General features: G+C 71.7%; 18 protein-coding genes. 8 read left to right on the forward strand and 10 right to left on the reverse strand.

The window, feature by feature from the left end:
- Nucleotides 1-97 precede the first annotated feature (97 nt).
- Nucleotides 98-448, reverse strand: a complete 351-nt coding sequence (locus tag MED01_RS09635; RefSeq protein WP_238668180.1) for a S24/S26 family peptidase — start codon at nt 446-448, stop codon at nt 98-100.
- 84 nt (nt 449-532) lie between these two features.
- Here MED01_RS09635 and sodN point away from each other — a divergent pair, with 84 nt between their 5' ends.
- From sodN to MED01_RS09650, 3 genes are read left to right on the forward strand one after another with little or no spacing between them, the layout of a single operon-like run.
- A complete protein-coding gene (gene sodN, locus MED01_RS09640) occupies nt 533-937 on the forward strand; it encodes a superoxide dismutase, Ni (protein ID WP_030490383.1) in 405 nt (134 codons plus the stop codon).
- Nucleotides 934-1512, forward strand: coding sequence for a GNAT family N-acetyltransferase (locus MED01_RS09645; protein ID WP_238668181.1), 579 nt, complete (start codon nt 934-936; stop codon nt 1510-1512). Before sodN ends, MED01_RS09645 begins: the two co-directional genes overlap by 4 nt.
- A 32-nt stretch (nt 1513-1544) precedes the next feature.
- Nucleotides 1545-1952: an ATP-binding protein gene (locus MED01_RS09650; RefSeq protein WP_238668182.1), complete on the forward strand. Its 408-nt coding sequence runs from the start codon at nt 1545-1547 to the stop codon at nt 1950-1952.
- 22 nt (nt 1953-1974) lie between these two features.
- Here MED01_RS09650 and MED01_RS09655 read toward each other — a convergent pair whose 3' ends face one another.
- Nucleotides 1975-2364, reverse strand: coding sequence for a hypothetical protein (locus MED01_RS09655; protein WP_124853891.1), 390 nt, complete (start codon nt 2362-2364; stop codon nt 1975-1977).
- A gap of 43 nt (nt 2365-2407) precedes the next feature.
- Between MED01_RS09655 and MED01_RS09660 the strand changes: the two genes are divergently transcribed.
- Both MED01_RS09660 and MED01_RS09665 read left to right on the forward strand, forming a co-directional pair.
- Nucleotides 2408-3358, forward strand: a complete 951-nt coding sequence (locus MED01_RS09660) for a diacylglycerol/lipid kinase family protein (RefSeq protein ID WP_238668183.1) — start codon at nt 2408-2410, stop codon at nt 3356-3358.
- A gap of 447 nt (nt 3359-3805) precedes the next feature.
- Entirely contained in the window at nt 3806-4063 is a 258-nt protein-coding gene (locus MED01_RS09665) for a WhiB family transcriptional regulator (RefSeq protein ID WP_088950012.1), read from the forward strand.
- Between the two features lie 87 nt (nt 4064-4150).
- Here MED01_RS09665 and MED01_RS09670 read toward each other — a convergent pair whose 3' ends face one another.
- The 5 genes from MED01_RS09670 to MED01_RS36065 all read right to left on the reverse strand — a co-directional run bounded on the left by MED01_RS09670 (nt 4151) and on the right by MED01_RS36065 (nt 8767).
- Entirely contained in the window at nt 4151-4918 is a 768-nt protein-coding gene (locus tag MED01_RS09670; protein ID WP_238668347.1) for a sirohydrochlorin chelatase, read from the reverse strand.
- Nucleotides 4919-4935: 17 nt separating this feature from the next.
- Entirely contained in the window at nt 4936-5697 is a 762-nt protein-coding gene (locus tag MED01_RS09675; protein ID WP_238668184.1) for a phosphoadenylyl-sulfate reductase, read from the reverse strand.
- Nucleotides 5694-5855 carry a hypothetical protein gene (locus tag MED01_RS09680; RefSeq protein ID WP_165435836.1) on the reverse strand — a complete coding sequence of 54 codons (162 nt, stop codon included), beginning with the start codon at nt 5853-5855 and terminating at the stop codon, nt 5694-5696. Before MED01_RS09680 ends, MED01_RS09675 begins: the two co-directional genes overlap by 4 nt.
- Entirely contained in the window at nt 5852-7564 is a 1713-nt protein-coding gene (locus MED01_RS09685; RefSeq protein WP_238668185.1) for a nitrite/sulfite reductase, read from the reverse strand. Before MED01_RS09685 ends, MED01_RS09680 begins: the two co-directional genes overlap by 4 nt.
- A 291-nt stretch (nt 7565-7855) precedes the next feature.
- Nucleotides 7856-8767 (reverse strand): ArsR/SmtB family transcription factor, encoded by a 912-nt coding sequence (locus MED01_RS36065; RefSeq protein WP_238668186.1) that lies wholly within the window; start codon nt 8765-8767, stop codon nt 7856-7858.
- A gap of 63 nt (nt 8768-8830) precedes the next feature.
- On the opposite strand from MED01_RS36065, the gene MED01_RS09695 reads away from it, so the two are divergent.
- Both MED01_RS09695 and MED01_RS09700 read left to right on the forward strand, forming a co-directional pair.
- Nucleotides 8831-9856 (forward strand): aldo/keto reductase family protein, encoded by a 1026-nt coding sequence (locus MED01_RS09695; RefSeq protein WP_238668187.1) that lies wholly within the window; start codon nt 8831-8833, stop codon nt 9854-9856.
- Nucleotides 9857-9892: 36 nt separating this feature from the next.
- Nucleotides 9893-11401: a glycosyltransferase family 39 protein gene (locus tag MED01_RS09700; protein ID WP_238668188.1), complete on the forward strand. Its 1509-nt coding sequence runs from the start codon at nt 9893-9895 to the stop codon at nt 11399-11401.
- Nucleotides 11402-11532: 131 nt separating this feature from the next.
- Here the strand turns inward: MED01_RS09700 and MED01_RS09705 are convergent, their stop codons facing one another.
- Complete coding sequence (locus MED01_RS09705; RefSeq protein WP_238668189.1) at nt 11533-13125, reverse strand: PAS domain-containing sensor histidine kinase; 1593 nt, start codon at nt 13123-13125, stop codon at nt 11533-11535.
- Between the two features lie 25 nt (nt 13126-13150).
- Entirely contained in the window at nt 13151-14182 is a 1032-nt protein-coding gene (locus MED01_RS09710; protein ID WP_238668348.1) for an SIS domain-containing protein, read from the reverse strand.
- A 188-nt stretch (nt 14183-14370) separates the two neighbouring features.
- On the opposite strand from MED01_RS09710, the gene MED01_RS09715 reads away from it, so the two are divergent.
- A complete protein-coding gene (locus tag MED01_RS09715) occupies nt 14371-16197 on the forward strand; it encodes a tetratricopeptide repeat protein (RefSeq protein WP_238668190.1) in 1827 nt (608 codons plus the stop codon).
- Nucleotides 16198-16324: 127 nt separating this feature from the next.
- On the opposite strand, the gene MED01_RS09720 is transcribed toward MED01_RS09715, so the two are convergent.
- Nucleotides 16325-17911: an MDR family MFS transporter gene (locus MED01_RS09720; protein ID WP_238668191.1), complete on the reverse strand. Its 1587-nt coding sequence runs from the start codon at nt 17909-17911 to the stop codon at nt 16325-16327.
- Nucleotides 17912-18011: the final 100 nt, after the last annotated feature.

The raw sequence follows: 18011 nt of genomic DNA on the forward strand, positions 1-18011 counted from the left end.
CCGCGAGGTGGGCGGCGAGCTGTGGCACGCGGTGCGGGGGGTCACCCGGGCACTTTCCGAGCATAGTGTCGGCACCACCCCCCGGATGTGAGCAGGGTCATAACTGACGACGAGGTACCCGTCCGGGGCGCGGCCAGTAGCGGGCCACCACCCGTCCGCGTACGTCGGCCACCCCGTACGCCCGGGAGTCGTCGGTGATCAGGTCGTTGTCGCCGCGCAGCCACCAGCCGCCGTCCTGCGGCCGGACCGCACGCTTCACCACCAGCAGATCGGGCCGGGTCCGGAAGACCGCGACCACCACGTCGCCGGCTCGGATCGGGCGGCCGCCGGGACGGACCAACACCGCGTCGCCGTGTCGCAGGGTCGGGGCCATGGACGGGCCGGTCACCAGAACGGCGGTCAGTGGCCCCCGCAACCGGGGCACCTCAGCCGGGTGATCGGCGACCACTGGTTTCACCTCCACCCGGTTCGGGGAGCATCCCCAGGAGTAATGTCGCCTTTGATCATCGCAAACTTCCCATGGAGGATCCCGATGCGACTTCCGCGCATCCTTGCGCCCCGCGTCACCGCGAGCGCTCACTGCGACCTGCCGTGCGGTGTCTACGACCCGGCTCAGGCCCGGATCGAGGCCGAGTCGGTCAAAATGATCTGCGAGAAGTACCAGTCGAACACCGACCCGGAGTTCCGCACCCGCGCCGTCATCATCAAGGAGCAGCGCGCCGAGCTGGTCAAGCACCACCTCTGGGTGCTGTGGACCGACTACTTCAAGCCGCCGCACTTCGAGAAGTACCCGAACCTGCACAGCCTGTTCAACGAGGCCACCAAGCTCGCCGGCGCCGGTGGCGTCAAGGGCAGCCTCGACCCGGCCACCGCCGACAAGCTGCTCGCGAAGATCGACGAGATCTCGAAGATCTTCTGGGAGACCAAGAAGGCGTGACCTCTCCGGTCATCCCGACGATCCGGCCGGCACGTCCCGAGGACGTGCCGGCCGTCGTCGCCATGGTGCACGAGTTGGCCGAGTACGAGCGCGCCCCGGAGCAGTGCCACCTCACCACGGAGCAGCTGACCTCGGCCCTGTTCGCCACTGCTCCCCCAGGTCGTGACCTGCGGTCGGACGCGCCGAGCTGGAGCGGTGGTACGACCGCTCCGGCGCTCTTCGGTCACGTCGCGGTGGACGAGCACGACGAGCCGGTCGGCTTCGCGCTGTGGTTCCTCAACTTCTCCACCTGGGCCGGCGTGCACGGCATCCACCTGGAGGACCTCTACGTCCGGCCGGCCGCACGGGGCACCGGCGCCGGTCGACTGCTGCTCGCCGCGCTGGCCGACATCTGCGTACGACGCGGCTACCAGCGGCTCGAGTGGTCGATGATCGACTGGAATCCGGCCGCCGGCTTCTACGCCTCGGTCGGCGCCGAACAGATGAGCGAGTGGGTTCCCTACCGGCTCAGCGACGCCGCGCTCCGCGAGCTGGCCGAGCACGCCACCACCGCCGGCACGCGTATGGGCGACTGACCGGGTAGAGTCCCCGACCGGGGGGATGAGGCGTGACTCAACTGACTGGCCAGCCAGCGACCGACGACGACGTGGTGCACCTCACTGTGCCTGCCGACGGCGGTTACCTCGGCGTGCTCCGCACCGCCACCGCCGGTCTCGCGGCCCGGTTGCAGTTCGCGCTCGACGAGATCGAGGATCTACGGATCGCTGTCGACGAGGCGTGCGCCATGCTGCTCGCCATCGCCACCCGCGACGCCGAGTTGGAGTGCCGCTTCGCGGTCACCGAGGATGCGCTGACCGTCGAGGTGACGGTGCCGACAGTGCGCGGTGCCACGCTGCCCGCCGAGTCGTCCTTCGCCTGGAAGGTGCTCACCGCGCTGACCACCTCGGCGTCCGCCACCTCCGCCGGCGATCGGGCCACGATCGCGCTGCTCACCCGCCGCTCCGGCGGCTACTGACCGATCCGACCCACCGGCGCTGTCACTCGAAGCCGAGGGCGCGGGTCGTCGGAGGGCAGATCAGCAGCCAGGCCACGCCCAGGCCGAGCGCCATCAGCGGCACGCCCAGCCAGCCCAGGCCGGCCTGGATCATGAACCACCCGATCGGCAGCAGCATCAGCTGAAGCACTATCGCGGGGGCTCGTGCGCCCGCCTGACGGCGTAGCAGGGCGCGACCCAGGGCCCAGAGCGCGACGGCCGCCCCGATGGCGAACACGGTCACCAGCAATGCCGCCAGCAGGTCGGTGCGGGTGGCAGTGAGATCGGCCCAGACCAGCCAGACGGCGATCAGCCCGACGACGGCCGCCTCAGCCCACAGCAGCCGGACCGCCCAGCGGAGCGTGACGGGGATCGGGTCCGAGTCGATGGTCACGCGCGCCACGATACCCGGGCTGCCGGAAGGTACAGTGCCGCCCATGCGGGCCGTCCTGGTGGTCAATCCGAAGGCCACCACCACCAGCGAACGCAGCCGGGACGTGCTCGTCCGGGCGCTGCGCAGCGAAGTCGATCTCAGTGTGCGCTACACCCGTCGCCGTGGACACGCCGTGGCGTTGGCCCGGGAGGCAGCCGCTGAGGGCGTCGACCTGGTCGTCACCCTGGGTGGCGACGGCACTGTGAACGAGGTGGTGAACGGCCTGATGACTGCCGAACCGCCGACTCGCGGCGGCGACGCGCCGATGGCCGAGCGACTGCCCGCGTTGGCGACCGTCCCCGGTGGCTCGACGAACGTGTTCGCCCGCGCTGTGGGTCTGCCCCGGGAGTGGCCGGAGGCGACCAGCATGATCCTGGAAGGGCTGCGGCTGGGCCGGAGCCGGACGGTGGGGCTGGGCCTCGCCGACGACCGCTACTTCACCTTCTGCGCCGGCTTCGGCCTGGACGCCGCGGTGATCCACCGGGTGGAGCAGGCCCGGCGGAAGGGGCGGGTCTCCACGCCGTCGCTCTATCTGCGTTCGATCATGAATCAGTACTTCTTCGCCTCGGACCGGCGGCACCCGGCGATCGTCCTGGAGCGTCCGGGCGAGCCGGCGGAGGCCGAGCTGGCCACCGTCATCATCCAGAACACGGCACCGTGGACGTACCTGGGCGACCGGGAGGTCAACCCGAACCCGGCGGCGTCGTTCGATCTCGGGCTGGATGTGCTGGCGTTGCGTCAGCTCCGGGTGGCTAGCACAACACGGACAGTGACGCAGTTCCTGTCCCGGCAACCGGATCCACGCGGCCGGCAGGTGTTACGACTCCATGACGCGGCGGAGTTCACGCTGGTCTCCAGCCGTCCGCAGGCGTTCCAGCTCGACGGGGACTATCTCGGCGAGCGGGAGAAAGTCAGATTCACCTCCGTTCCGGCCGCACTGAGAGTAATCTGCTAGGTCTCGGGTACTGCCCTTGGTCGAAGCGGTGGCCACAACCGGCCGACACGGTCGCCGCCACACCGAGGACAGGTGCCGGAAATGTCAGCAATGTCACGCGGACTGTACTATATTGATCCTCGACTGTGGCACGGCGGGTAACCAGGAAAGCACTGGTATCCGGACAAATGGGTTGTGGTCTTGCTCACCGCCCGGAGTTTTTCCGAGCGTCACCCTTGACATCACGACTGTTCGTGAAAGTATTCACAAGCGAACTTGAGTTACCGGGACAGTGCCTGGATATGCTCGGCAGGTTGAGCTGTTCCAGCAGGTCCCCGGCACTAACTGCCTGCTCACGCACTGCCGAATGGACAGACGCTAACTGTCACCATCGGCACGCGGATGCATATAGGAAAAGCACGACCAAGCAATTGTTGCCACCCATCCAGAATGAGGAGTGTTGCCGCCATGGACTGGCGTCACCATAGTGTCTGCCGTGACGAGGACCCGGAGCTGTTCTTCCCGATCGGGACGTCCGGTCCGGCTCTCCTGCAGGTCGAGCAGGCCAAGGCCGTCTGCAGGCGCTGCTCCGTGACCGACCAGTGCCTGCAGTGGGCACTCGAGTCAGGTCAGGACGCTGGCGTCTGGGGTGGAATGAGCGAAGAGGAGCGGCGCGCCGTCAAGCGGCGCGGCGGTCTCCGGGTGTTGCGCGCTCACTCCGCCTGATTCCCAACACACAGCCGTACGCCCCGGTGGGTCCGCCCGCCGGGGCGTCCTGCTGTCCGGCACCGGATCACACAGTGCCGGCACGGGTCAGCCGGTGGACGCCAGCACCGGCCGGCCGTCGACCCGACGCAGCACCAACTCGACCAACTCCGGCGCGTCGGTCAACGGCGCGGCCACCGCCACCGCACCCGCCGCCCCGGCCGCCTCGGTCACCGCGTCGTGGAACAGCCCCGGCGCCAGGAAGTACGCGGACACCGCGACCCGGCGCGCGCCGGACGCCCGCAACCGGGACACCGCCACACCGGCAGCCGGTGGAGCCGCCGACGCGTACGCCACCCGGCAGGGCACCCCGAACTCCACACCGAGCGCGTCGGCGACCCGGCCCACCGATCGCCGCGCCCGCGCGTCCCTGGTGCCCGCCGCAGCCAGCACCAACGCGTCGAAACGACCCGGACGCGTCTCACCCAGCCGTCGACACAGCCCGGCCAGCAGCCCCGGATCGGGCGTGTCGTCCGCCGGGCCGAGCACATCGGTCACCCGTACCGACAGCTGTGGCCCGGACCGCGCCGCCGCGGCGACCGCCGCCGGAATGTCCACCCGATGGTGGTACGCGGCGGTCAGCAGCAACGGCACCAGCACCGCCCGGCGGTGACCGGCCACGGCCAGGTCGCGCAGCACCTCGGTCGGCCCCGGCTCGGTGTGGTCCAGCCAACTCGCCCACACCGGTGTGCCCGGCCGGGCCGCCGACACCGCCCGAGCCAGCGCCCGGGTGGCATCGGCCGCCCGTGGGTCACGGCTGCCGTGCGCGACCAGCACCACCGGGTCCGCCCCGCCAGCCGCACCGAGGCTGGTCAGGGGCGTCGCCGGGGAGGTCAGACGTGCAGCCCGCACTCGGTCTTCTCGAACATGGCCCACCGGCCGGCCCGCGCGTCCTCGCCGGCCTTCGTACGACGGGTGCACGGCCAGCAGCCGATCGACCCGTAACCCTGCTTGAACAGCTCGTTGACGGGCACGTTGAACCGGGCGATGTAGGAGTCCACGTCCTTCTGCGACCAGGCCGCGATCGGGTTGACCTTGACCTTGCCCCGACGCGCGTCGAAGGTCACCACCGGTGTGTTGGCCCGGCTCGGCGACTCGTCCCGGCGCAGACCGGCAGCCCAGGCGTCGTACCCGGTCAGCGCCCGCTCCAGCGGCTCCACCTTGCGCAACTGGCAGCAGTCGTCCGGCGACTTGTTGAACAGCCGGGGGCCGTACTGGCCGTCCTGCTGGCCGACGGTGAGCCGGGGCCGGATGGACCGGACGTTCACCGGCAGCGTCCGGGCGACCTCGTCGCGTACCCGCAGCGTCTCGGGGAAGTGCAGGCCGGTGTCGAGGAAGACCACGTCCACCCCGGGGGCCACCCGGGAGACCAGGTGCGCCAGCACGGCGTCGGCCATCGAGCTGGTCACGCAGAACCGCTCACCGAAGGTCTGCGCCGCCCAGCGGGCGATCTCCAGTGCCGGGGCGCCTTCCAGGTCCCGAGCGGCCTGCTCGGCCAGGGACCGCAGCTCGTCCGGGTCGCGCCGGGCCGGGTCGGCCGGCGTCGAGCCGCCCGGGCCCACCAGGCGCAGGCTCGCGGCCGAGACGAGACTCATGAGGTCACCGCCCGACTCAGCAACCCGGTGAACTTCACCGAGAAGACCCGGGTGCAGGCGTGGCACTCCCAGGCGCCGTGACCCGCCTCGTGCGGCCGCAGGTCCTCCTCGCCGCAGTACGGGCAGTACAGAGGTGCCGCTCGGTTCTCGCTGCTCACCGCAGTTCCTCCTCGTCGACTCTGATCACCCAGTTGGCGAACGTCTCGCCCTCGCTCCGACCGGCCAGGTAGCGACGGGCCAGCCGTTCCACGTACTCCGGAAGTTCGTCGGCGGTGGTCTTCAGGCCGCGAAGCTTGCGGCCGAAACCGGCGGTCTGCCCCTGGGCCATGCCCAACCCGCCGCCCAGGTGCACCTGGAAGCCCTCGACCTGTTGGCCGTCCGGTCCGACCACCAGTTGACCCTTGAGCCCGATGTCGGCCACCTGGGTGCGTGCGCACGCGTTCGGGCAGCCGTTGATGTGGATCGAGATGTCCGCGTCGAAGTCGCGCAGCCGCTGCTCCAGCCGGGCCACCAACTCCTCGCCGCGGGCTTTCGTCTCGACGATGGCGAGCTTGCAGTACTCGATGCCGGTGCACGCCATCGTGCCGCGCCGCCAGGCCGACGGCCGGGCCTCCAGACCGATCCCGCGTAGCGCGTCGACAAGCGACTCCGTCCGCTCCGACGGCACGTCGAGCACCAGCAGCTTCTGGTACGGGGTGAGCCGCACCCGGCCGCTGCCGTGCGCCTCGACCACGTCGGCCAACTGGCTGAGCTGCGCGCCGGAGACCCGCCCGACCACCGGGGCCGCGCCCACGTAGTGCCGCCCGTCGGCCTGCTCGTGCACGCCCACGTGGTCGATCGGCTTCGACGGCAGGCTCGGCGCCGGGCCGTCGAGCAGCGTACGACCGAGGTAGTCCTTCTCCAGGACCTCACGGAAGCGCTCCACGCCCCAGTCGGCCACCAGGAACTTCAGCCGGGCGCGGTTGCGCAGTCGGCGGTAGCCGTAGTCGCGGAAGATCCCGACCACCCCGGCCCACACGTCCGGCACCTCGGACAGCGGCACCCAGACGCCGAGCCGCTTGGCGAGCATCGGGTTGGTGGCAAGGCCTCCGCCGACCCAGACGTCGAAGCCGGGGCCGTGCTCGGGGTGGTCGACGCCGAGGAAGGCGATGTCGTTCGACTCGTACGGGGTGTCCACCAGCCAGGAGATCGACGTCTTGAACTTGCGGGGCAGGTTGGAGAACTGCTTGTCGCCGATGTACCGGGAGACGATCTCGTCGATCGCCGGGGTCGGGTCGAGCAGCTCGTCGCGGGCCACCCCGGCGACCGGGCTGCCCAGCACGATCCGTGGGCAGTCGCCGCACGCCTCGGTGGTCTGCAGACCGACGGACTCCAGCCGACGCCAGATCTCCGGCATGTCCTCGACCCGGATCCAGTGGTACTGGATGTTCTGCCGGTCGGTGATGTCGGCGGTGTCCCGCGCGAACTCCCGGGAGATGTCCGCGATCACCCGCAGCTGGGCCAGGCTGAGCTGGCCGCCGTCGATGCGGACCCGGAGCATGAAGAACTCGTCCTCCAGCTCGTGCGGCTCCAGCACGGCGGTGCGTCCGCCGTCGATGCCCGCCTTGCGCTGGGTGTAGAGGCCCCACCAGCGGAACCGGCCCCGCAGGTCCTGGGGGTCGATGGAGGCGAAGCCGCCGTGCGCGTAGATGTTCTCGATGCGGGCCCGGACGTTGAGCGGGTCGTCGTCCTTCTTGATCCGCTCGTTGGGGTTGAGCGGCTCGCGGTGGCCGAGCGCCCACTGACCCTCACCCCGTGGCCGGCGCGGCGCTCGGGTCGGGCGAGCCGTCGGGTCCTCGGAACGGGCCGGGATGCTGCTGACCGCCATCGCGGCGTCCTCCGTTGTCTGCTGTGCCTCGGGATACGCGGGGCGCGGCGGCCGGCCCGGCGAAGCGGGCGGGACAACGGTGTCTGAGACAGCCGGCGCGGAGCGCGCCCGAGACAGATTGGTCGGGCGTCGTCAGTAGGCCGGACAGATCGCGCTGCGCACGCGGCCGTAATCGACGTGGCGACGTGCCACGAAGCGGCGGACGACTGCGGCGGTCATGGGACCATGCTGCCACACCCCAAGGGGGCCGGCCAATGTCCACGTGCTGGATCCCACATCACGGGCCGAGGCTCAGCCGACCAGCTGGTCACCGAGGATAGTTCGGGCATAACGCACCACCCGCCCCTGTCGTACGCCGGCGATCAGGCCGTTGTCCCGCAACGTGGTGAGGTGGTGCGACGCCGTCGCCGGCGCGAGACCCAGCATCGCGGCCACCTCGCCGGTGCTCAGCGGCGAGTCCAGCAGGGACAGCGCCGCCGCCCGGGTACCGCCGAGCAGGGCGCCCAGCGCCGCGCTGGGCGGGGGCGAATCCCACAGCCCGCCCAGCCCGGTCGGCGGATAGCAGAGGGCGGGCCCGCCGTCGCCCTCCATGATCGCGTGCACAGTCGGCCCGGAGAACGCGGTGGGCAGCAGCGTCCACGGGCGCCCGTCCAGATCGGCCGGCACTGTCGTGCCGACGGCGACCCGCAGCGCCGCGCCGTCCCAGCGGATCAACGGGTGCACCTCGCGCAGCAGGGTGCGCCCGCCCTGCTCGGCGGCGAGCAGCATCCGCCGCCGGATGTCGGCCAGCGCGAGCGCCCGCAGCCGGGGCCAGTCCGGTGCGATCAGCACTGTGAAGTACCTGTGGAGTTGGGCGACCAACTCGTCCGAGGTCAGCCGGGGTGCGCCGGCCCGCTCCAGTTGCCGGCGCATCCGGGACGGGTCGGTGCCGGCGACCGCCCGCAGCTCGGCGGCCAGGTTCGGTGCCACTCCGATCGGGGTGAGGAAATCCGGCACGTAACCGTTGGACGACCTGAGCACCGCCAACAGCGGTTCCAGGCCGGCGTCCGGCAGCAGCCGCTCCGCGCGTTGCCGCCACGGACGGTGCATCCAGTACTTCTCCGGCTTGCGTAACGCCCAGGAGCTGGCCACAAGCTCGGCCAGGGGCGAGTGCACGAACCGGACCCGGCTCAGGTCGTCGGGCGAGAACCGAACCTCGATCACCCACGGATTCGACCACGTTCGAACGGTTCGGCGACAGCGCGGGGCGGCCCGACGATTCTCGTCATGGAGTACAGGCAACTGGGCCGGTCGGGCCTGCGCGTCAGCGCGGTCGCGTACGGCAACTGGGTCACCCACGGCAACCAGCTCGACGACGACGCGGCGGCCGCGTGCGTGACCGCCGCCCTGGATGCGGGCATCACCACGTTCGACACCGCCGACCGGTACGCCCAGGGGCGGGCCGAGGAGGCGTTGGGCAAGGCGCTGAGCGGCGTCCGGCGCAGCTCGATCGAGCTGTGCACGAAGGTGTGCCTGCCGGTCGGGCCGGGAGCCAACGACGCCGGGCTGTCCCGCAAGCACGTCATCGAGGGCTGCCACGCCTCGCTGAGCCGGCTGGGCACCGACTACCTCGACCTCTACCAGGCACACCGGTACGACGACAGCGTGCCGCTGGAGGAGACGATGCTCGCCTTCGCCGACCTGGTCCGCCAGGGCAAGGTGCTCTACGTCGGCGCCTCCGAGTGGACCGCCCCGCAGCTGCGCGCGGGCCTGCGACTCGCCGCCGAGCTGCACATCCCGTTCATCGCCAACCAGCCGCAGTACTCCATGCTGTGGCGGGTCGTGGAGGCCGAGGTGTCGCCCGCCTGCGCCGACCTCGGCCTGGGCCAGCTCGCCTGGTCGCCGCTCGCGATGGGCGTGCTGACCGGTCGGTACGAGCCGGGCCGACGTCCACCCGCCGGTTCCCGGGCCACCGACGGTTTCGGTGGCTCGTTCATCGCCCGCTACTCCTCGGATCTGCTGCTCTCCCGGGTACGCCAGCTCCGACCGGTCGCCGAGGCCGCCGGCTGCACGATGGCCCAGTTGGCGGTGGCCTGGGTGCTGCGCCGGCCGACGGTGGCCGGCGCGATCGTCGGCGCGTCCCGGCCCGAGCAGCTCACCGAGACGGCCAAGGCCGCCACGGTACGGCTCGACGACGAGCTGATGGCCCGGATCGACGCCGTGCTCGACGAACTGGTGGAGCGTGATCCGGCGAAGACCGCCCGCCCGAACGACGTGATGTCCGCCTGGCGCCCACCACCTGCGGCCGGCTGACGCCCGCGCAGGGGGTGGCCGTGGCAGGCTCGGACCGTGGGGCAATTGTCCGAGAGGTCGGCCGGGGCGGCGTGGGAGCACCTGCGCCGCCTGCCGGTCTGGCTCCCCCCGGCACTGTTGACACTGGCGGTGACGGTGACCGGGCTGGGCTCCGCCCAGCTCTGGCGCGACGAGCTGGCGACGTGGAGCGCGGCCACCCGTTCGCCCGGCGACCTGCTCCGGCTGGCCGGCACCATCGACGCCGCCACCGGGCCGTACTACCTGCTGATGCACATCTGGACGAGGGTCTTCGGCGACTCCACGATCGCCCTGCGCGTGCCGGCGGTGCTGGCGATGACAGTGGCCGCCGGGCTGCTCGCCGTGCTCGGGGCACGGCTCGTCGACCGGCGCGGCGGCCTCTTCGCCGGGCTGCTGTTCGCGGTGCTCCCCGGCACGTCTCGCTACGGGCAGGAGGCTCGCCCGTACGCGCTGGCCACCATGCTCGCCGTGCTCGCCACACTGCTGCTGGTGACCGCGCTGCGTCGACCGAGCTGGGCCCGTTGGGCCGGTTACGCCGTCGCCGTCGTCGCCCTCGGGCTCATCCACCTGATCGCACTCACACTTCTCGCCGCCCACGCCCTGGTCGTCCTCATCGCCTGGTGGCGCGGCCCAGCCGCGGCCGGCGTCGCCACCCCGGCCCAGCCCGACACCGAACGGGACCGGCGGGTGTGGCGATGGCTGGTCGCCGTGGTGCCGGTCGCGCTGCTGGCCGGCCCGCTGCTGGTCAAGGCCCGGAGCCAGCAGTCCCGGCAGTTGGACTGGGTCCACCTGGCCCGACTGGACGACCTCACCGCGCTGCCCGGCGGCGTCACCCAGAGCAGTGTGGTCGGTGGCCTGCTGCTCGGGGTGGCGGCGCTCGGCGCGGCCCGGCTCGGGCGACGCGCCCTGCTGCCGGTCGGCGCGGTGCTGCTGCCCGTACTGCTGCTCTTCGCCGCGGGCACCGTCGTACCGCTGTGGGTGCCCCGGTACCTGGTCTTCGTGGTGCCCTTCGCGTGCCTGCTGGCCGGCGCGGCGCTGGCTGCCGTGGCCGCACCGGCCGCGCTCGTCGTGGTGGTGCTGGCCGGGCTGCTCGGCCTACCCGACCAGGCCGCGCTGCGCCGGACCCACGAGTGGCCACGCAGCGCGCCGGTGGACTACGCCGGGGCGGCGCGGGTGATCGCCGACGGCCAACGCCCGGGGGACGCGGTGGTCTACTCGCCCCGGCACAGCTGGCTCTTCCTCGACCTCGGTATCGAGTACCACCTCGGCGACCCACCACGTGACGTGCTGGTCACCGAGGACGAGGTGCGCCGCGGCGACCTGTGGGCCGCCGAGTGCCCCCAGCCGGCGCAGTGCCTGGCCGGTACGACGCGGGTCTGGCTCGTCGTCTCCGGCCGGCACCCCGAGCCGCTGGCCGCCGTGCCCGGCGCCAAGGGCGACGCGCTGCGCACGGACTTCACAGTCACCCAGGTCTGGCAGCGCCCCGGTCTCACCGTCGCCCTGCTGACCAGCCCCCCCGACCGCTGACCCACCTCGGTCGCGCGCCGCCCGCCCGGCACCACAGTTCGCTCCGCCTCCCCTGCCCGGCGCGACAGCCCGGACACCCCGCCAGCCGTCAGACCTCAGTAGGCGGACGGCGAGGTGGCCGCGCGCGGCGGTCAGGGCTGCGAGCGGCCGTCGTGGGTGTTGCGGGCCAGCGGGATGACCAGCATGGCCTCGGTGCCGCCGTTGGCGCCGGCGCGCAGTTCGATGGTGCCGCGGAGCTCCCCGGTGATCAGGGCCCGAACGATCTGGAGGCCGAGCCGGCTGCCGCGTTCGGCGTCGAAGTCCGGCGGCAGGCCGCGACCGTTGTCGGTCACCGAGACGTGCAGCATCTTGCGGAACCGGTGCGCGGAGACCACCACCTCGGGCCGCAGCGACGGGTCCACCTCGGGAGCGGCGACCGGCACCATGCCGGAGGCGGAGGCCACCGGGGTCTCCTCCGTCTCGTCGGCCGGCGGGAAGCCGTGCTCGACGGCGTTGAGCAGCAACTCGTTGAGGACCATCACCAACGAGGTGGCGATCTCCGCCGGCAGTACGCCGAAGCTGCCCCGCCGACGCATGCCGACGCTCACCTCGGTCGCCGCGACCTCGGTCGCCGCGCTGGCCACCCGGTCGACGATGCCGTCGAACTCCACCGCCTCGTCGCTGGACATCGAGAGCGTCTCGTGCACCAGGGCGATCGAGGCGACCCGACGGACCGATTCCTCAAGGGCGACCCGGGCCTCCGGCATCGCCACCCGGCGGGCCTGCAACCGCAGCAGCGCGGCCACCGTCTGGAGATTGTTCTTCACCCGGTGGTGGATCTCCCGGATGGTGGCGTCCTTGGTGATCAGCGCCCGGTCCCGGCGACGGACCTCGGTGATGTCGCGGACCAGCACCAACGCTCCGATCGGCACCCCGGCCGGCATCAGCGGCAGCGCCCGGGTGAGCATCGTGGCACCTCGTGCGTCGATCTCCCGGCGGGGTGGCGCCTCACCGCGCAGCGCGGCCAGGATGCCGTTCGAGGCCTCGGTGCCGTCCAGCGGGTCACCGGCCAACCGGCGGTGCAACGCGGCCAGGTCCTCCCCCACCAGGTGCGAGGCGTAGCCCAGTCGGCGGTACGCGGACTGGGCGTTCGGGCTGGCGTAGGTGACCTTGCCGCCGGCGTCGAGCCGGACCAGGCCGTCGCCGACCCGGGGCGCGGAGGTGGTCTCGCCCGGATGCCGCGGCGGCGGGAAGGTGCCGTCGGCGATCATCTGCGCCAGGTCGTCGGCGGTGGTGAGGTAGTTGAGCTCCAGTTGGCTGGGCGTACGCGCGGTGGAGAGGTTGGTGTCCCGCCCGACCACGGCGATCACCTCGCCGGCCTCCCCCTCGACGGTACGCAGCCGAACCGGGATCGCCTCGTGTCGGGCCGGCACGTCGCCGTACCAGACCGGGTCGCCCTCGCGCCAGATCCGGCCCTGGGAGTACGCCACCCCCAGGTGGGCCACCTCCGGCCCGCCGACGATCCGTCCCACCTGGTCGTCCTGATAGGCGGTCGGTGCGGTGGTCGGGCGCACCTGGGCGACACAGAGGAACGTGCCGTCGGCGTCGACCGGCACCCAGAGCAGCAGGTCAGCGAAGGACAGATCGGAGAGCAGTTGCCAGTCGCCGGCGATCCGGTGCAGGTGGTCGATGTCGGCCGGACGGAGATGGGTGTGCTCCTCGGCGAGGTCGCGCAGCGTGGACACGGTGACCAGGGTGCCACGCCGCGCCTCACATCGTCGCGGTGACCTTCTTCAACCCGCGCGGCGCGTCCGGGTCCTCGCCTCGGGTCAGCGCCAGGGCCAGCGCCAACCGTTGCATCGGCAGGATGTCCAGCAGCGGGGCGTACCGCTCGTCGACCTCGGGGACGGCCAGCCGGGTGGCGCCCGGCACGTCGGCGGAGCCGACCACCACGACGTCGGCGCGGCGTTCGCCGAGGCGGGGCAGCACCTCACCCATCGACCGGCCGCCGGGGCCGGAGCCGACAACGGCGAGCACCGGGACCTCCGGGTCGGTCATCGCGAGCGGGCCGTGCAGCAGGTCGGCGCCGGAGAAGGCGAGCGCCGGCAGGTACGAGGTCTCCATCAGCTTCAGCGCTGCCTCCCGGGCGGTGGGGTAGGCGTAGCCCCGGCCGGTGGTGACCAGCTGACGGGCGAACCGGTAACGCGGGGCGAGCTGGGCCGGGGTGCCGTCGGCCAGGGTGCGGGCGGCCAGTTCGGGAAGTGCGTCGAGCGCGTCCCGTTCGGCCTTCGGGAGCACGCCGTCGCCGGCCCGGATCCCCTCCACCAGCATCAGCAGGGCCAGCAGCTCGGCGGTGTACGTCTTGGTGGCGGCCACCGCCCGCTCGTGCCCGGCGGCGATGTCGACGCTCAGCTCGGCCACGTCGACAAGCGGCGAGTCGGGGGCGTTGGTCACCGCGAGGGTCAGCGCGCCGGAGGCTCGGGCTGCGCGCAGCACCTCGGCCAGGTCGGGCGAGCCGCCGCTCTGGCTGACCCCGACGACGAGCGCGTCGGAGAGGTCGGGGCGGGCCCCGAACAGGGTGACGACGCTGGGCGAGGCCAGCCCGGCGGGAAGGCCGAGCCGGATCTCGGTCAGGTAGGCCCCGTAGAGCGCCGCGTGATCGGAGGTGCCCCGTGCGGTGAAGACCACGTGCCGTGGCCGACGCTCCGCGATGACCGCCGCCACCCGGGCGATCTCGGCGGCGTTGGCGGCGGAGAGCAGGCGCGCGTAGCCAGCCGGCTGCTCGTCGATGTCGGCGGCCATTCCAGCCCCTGCACGTGTCACGGAAACCCCTCCCCTGCGCGGTTGCCGCGCGATTCTTGCTCAGTCTTGCACTTTTGAGCGTATGTCAGCAATTGAACGAGCAGGACTGCGCAGATGATCACCAGTTGATCTCAATATCAACTAAGCTTTACCCGTTGCACCCGGTCTAACTGCCACGAGAGGACGACGTGCCCGAGGGAACGGACGATCCCGCGCTCTCCGCGACGGGAGAGCTGGCGCTGGCCCGGCTGGCACTCGACGAGGGCGACCTGCACCACGCCGCCGGCCACCTCGCCGGCGCGTTGGCGCAGGCCCCCACCCTGCCGGAGGTGCACGAGACGCTGGCCCGGCTCGCCGCGACGAGCGGCGGCGGCCTCGACCTCTTCCCGATCAACCACCACACCTTCGTCGGTGCTGTCGTCGCCCGCGCCCACCTCCTCGCCACCGCCGGACGCCCCGCCGAAGGGCTGGAGCTGCTGGCCGCCGCGACGTCGTACGCGCCCGGCACCGAGTGGGCCGGCGTGCCCTGGGTCACCGCGCCCGAGCTGGCCGAACGACTGGAACCGGAGCACATCGCCCGCGTCCTCATGCAGGTCTGCGCCGCACTGCCCGACCCGGTGCCGCGGATCGGACGGGCCCCGCTGACCCCGTACCTCACGCTCGCCCGCAACGCGGCCACCGTGCACCCCGAACACGGCCTGCTGCTGGGCGCGGCGTCCGCGCTGGCCCGGCGCCTCGGCGAGGTCGAGCTGGCGGTCCGCTGGGCCACCCGAGGGGTACGCGCACAGCCCTCGAAGATGGGCGAGGTGTGGCTCGGGTACGCGTACCGCAGCTCGGGCCGGACCCGCGACGGCCTCGCGGCCCTCGGTCGGGCCGTCGAGCTGGACCCCGACGACCTGGCGATCTACGCGGACATCGCCGGCACCCTGGCCGAGATCGGCCGGCTGGACGAGGCGTTGGAGTGGACCGAGCGGGCGCTGGCGCGCGATCCGTCGTTCGACTGCGCGGTGCACACCGCCCACCGCCTGCGGCACCTGCGCGACGGTGACCTCGCCCACCTTGTCGCGCTCGCCGACTTCGTGCGGGATCACCCGGACGACAGCCACGAGCACGGCGACCTGGCCCAGTGCTGCCGAGGTCGACCCTGGCTCGGCCAACTCACCCCGGCCGGTGGGCCCCTGGTCGACGCGATGCGCCAGGCGGTGGCCGATGACGACAATGGTCTCGGCGGTGCCGTACGCCTACCGGCCGCCGCCCCGCCGAGCGCGGTCGGGACGGCCATCTCCACCGCCCCCGGGCTACGGATCGAGGTCGTCGGCACGCCGGAGCCCGACCCGCGCGAGCCCCGGCGGGAGTCCGCTCAGCGGTTGTGGCACTACGCGGACACGGTCCCGACGCCCGCGCTGGCGGCGCCCTCGGCGACGGCTGTCGAACGGATCGGGCAGATCGCCCACCCGGCGTGGGCACACCCACCGGCGGCGTACGACGCGGCGGTCGGTCTGGCCGGCCTCGACCTGGGCGACCTGCTCGGCCTGCTGGTGCATCCACCGGCGGCGCCGGCCAACGCGGTGGGTCGGCTGCTGGCGGCCCACGACCCGTCGGTCTGGGTCCGTGGAGTGCAGGTGTGGGCCTGTCTGGGTCTGCTGCACCACCGCACCGACGAGCCGTGGGAGGGCAGCACCCGGCGCCGGGTGCTGCTCGACCTGATCTGGGGCGTCGAGGACTGGGTCACCGAGGCGGCGCTGTTCGCCCTGGTCACCGCCGCCTGGGTGGACCCCTCGGTGCGGTCGGATGTGGCCCGGGTGGTGGCGGAGCGGTTGGCCGACGCGGCTGCCGTGGCGCGGAGCCGACCGGTCCCGATCGCCGCCTCGCTGGCTCACCTGGCACTCGCCGCCCCGCAGTTGGATCCGGCGACGGCGGCACTGGCCACCGAACTGCTGGCCGCCCACTCCCCCAGGCTTCCCCGCCCCCGCAACCCCCTGCGCCGCCTCTGGCAACGCCTGAGCCGCCGCTAACTCCCCCGCGAATCCGCGAACCCCGCCACCCCCGCGATCTTGCACTTACTGTCGCCGTTTTGTCGGAAACAGGGTTTATGCACGCGCCCAAAGTGCAAGATCGCGGGGGTTGGGGGTTGGGGTTGGGTCAGGCGACGGGGGCCTTGCCGAGGGCGACCTCGGCGTCCTCCTCCGGGGTGGCCTGCGGCGGCGCCTCGTTCGCGGTGCGCAGCGGGATCTCCTTGATGAACCAGGCGAGCACCGGGATCACGATGGTGAACAGCACCGCCCAGAGGAAGACGTGCGAGATGGCGTCGGAGAGACCGCCGAGCACCGCCTCGCGCGCCTGAGCGGGCAGTTCCTTGAGCTTCTCCAGGTCCATCCCGGCGCCGGCCTCGCCGCCACCGAAGGCCCGACCACCCTCGGAGCTGGCCAGCCGGTTGGCGAAGATCGCTCCGAACAGCGAGATGCCGAACGATCCGCCGATCGACCGGAAGAAGGTGGCCGCGCCGCTGGCCGCGCCGAGGTCCTTCTGCTCCACGCTGTTCTGCGCGATCAGCATCGACGTCTGCATGAGGAAGCCCATGCCGACGCCGAGCACGATCATGTAGATCGAGGACATCAGCTTGCTGGTGTCCGTGTCGAGCATGGACAGCAGCGCCATGCCCGCTGTCATCACCACGCCACCGATGATGGGGTACGCCCGGTATCTGCCGTTGCGGGTGATCGCCCGGCCGATGACCAGCGAGACGACAAGCATGCCGAACATCAGGGGCAGCAGCAGCAGACCGCTGTTGGTGGCCGACGCCCCCTGCACTGTCTGCTGGTAGAGCGGCAGGAAGTTCATCGCGCCGAACATCGCGAAGCCGAGCAGGAAGCCGATCACCGAGATCAGCGCGAAGTTGCGGTTGGCGAAGAGGGCCAGCGGCAGGATCGGCTCCTGGACCCGGCGTTCCACCAGGCCGAACGCCACCAACGCGACGACGGCCAGCACGGCCAGGCCGAGGATCTGCGGCGAGGTCCAGTCGTACTCGTTGCCACCCCAGGTGGTGATGAGCACGATCGCGGTGATGCCGACCGAGAGCAGCCCGGCGCCGAGCCAGTCGATCCGGTGCTCGGTGCGGTACTTCGGCAGGTGCATGGTGGTGATCAGGACGAGCAACGCGATTCCGCCCAGCGGCAGGTTCACGTAGAACGCCCAGCGCCAGGAGAGGTGGTCGGTGATGAATCCGCCGGCCAGCGGACCGGCGACCATGGCAATGGCCATGATGCCGGCGATCATGCCCTGGTAGCGCCCGCGCTCGCGGGGCGGGACCAGGTCACCGATGATCGCCATCACGCCGACCATGAGGCCGCCGGCGCCGAGGCCCTGCACGGCCCGGAAGGCGATGAGCTGGACCATGCCGTCCTCTGGGCCGCCGAGCATCCCGGAGCCGGCCATGCCACAGAGGGCGGAACCGACCAGGAAGACGACGACCGAGGTCAGGAAGACCGACTTGCGGCCGTAGAGGTCACCGAGCTTGCCCCAGATCGGGGTGGAGACGGTGGTGCCCAGGACGTACGCGGTAACCACCCAGGTGAAGTGGTTGAGCCCGCCGAACTCGCCAACGATCCGCGGTAACGCGGTGCTGACGATCATATTGTCGAGCATCGCGAGCATCATCGCGATCATCAGCCCGAACAGCACGACCCGGATGTTGTTGGGTCTCGTGCCGGCCTGGGTTGCCTGAGTCATGGGTAAGCTCCCCCCGAAGATTGCCGTACTTACTTGCCGCCCGGCTAGTCACCTTACTAGCCGCACGGTAAGTTGGGTACAAGCAACGGTCAAGCCATTT

Source organism: Micromonospora alfalfae (assembly GCF_022230925.1).
Classification (GTDB): Bacteria; Actinomycetota; Actinomycetes; order Mycobacteriales; family Micromonosporaceae; genus Micromonospora; species Micromonospora alfalfae.

Excerpts from the sequence above, each read along its gene's own strand:
- sodN (WP_030490383.1), top strand. The coding sequence starts at position 533 with ATGCGACTTCCGCGCATCCTTGCGCCCCGCGTCACCGCGAGCGCTCAC.
- MED01_RS09660 (WP_238668183.1), top strand. The coding sequence starts at position 2,408 with ATGCGGGCCGTCCTGGTGGTCAATCCGAAGGCCACCACCACCAGCGAA.
- MED01_RS09665 (WP_088950012.1), top strand. The coding sequence starts at position 3,806 with ATGGACTGGCGTCACCATAGTGTCTGCCGTGACGAGGACCCGGAGCTG.
- MED01_RS09675 (WP_238668184.1), bottom strand. The coding sequence starts at position 5,697 with ATGAGTCTCGTCTCGGCCGCGAGCCTGCGCCTGGTGGGCCCGGGCGGC.
- MED01_RS09685 (WP_238668185.1), bottom strand. The coding sequence starts at position 7,564 with ATGGCGGTCAGCAGCATCCCGGCCCGTTCCGAGGACCCGACGGCTCGC.
- MED01_RS09695 (WP_238668187.1), top strand. The coding sequence starts at position 8,831 with ATGGAGTACAGGCAACTGGGCCGGTCGGGCCTGCGCGTCAGCGCGGTC.
- MED01_RS09710 (WP_238668348.1), bottom strand. The coding sequence starts at position 14,182 with ATGGCCGCCGACATCGACGAGCAGCCGGCTGGCTACGCGCGCCTGCTC.
- MED01_RS09720 (WP_238668191.1), bottom strand. The coding sequence starts at position 17,911 with ATGACTCAGGCAACCCAGGCCGGCACGAGACCCAACAACATCCGGGTC.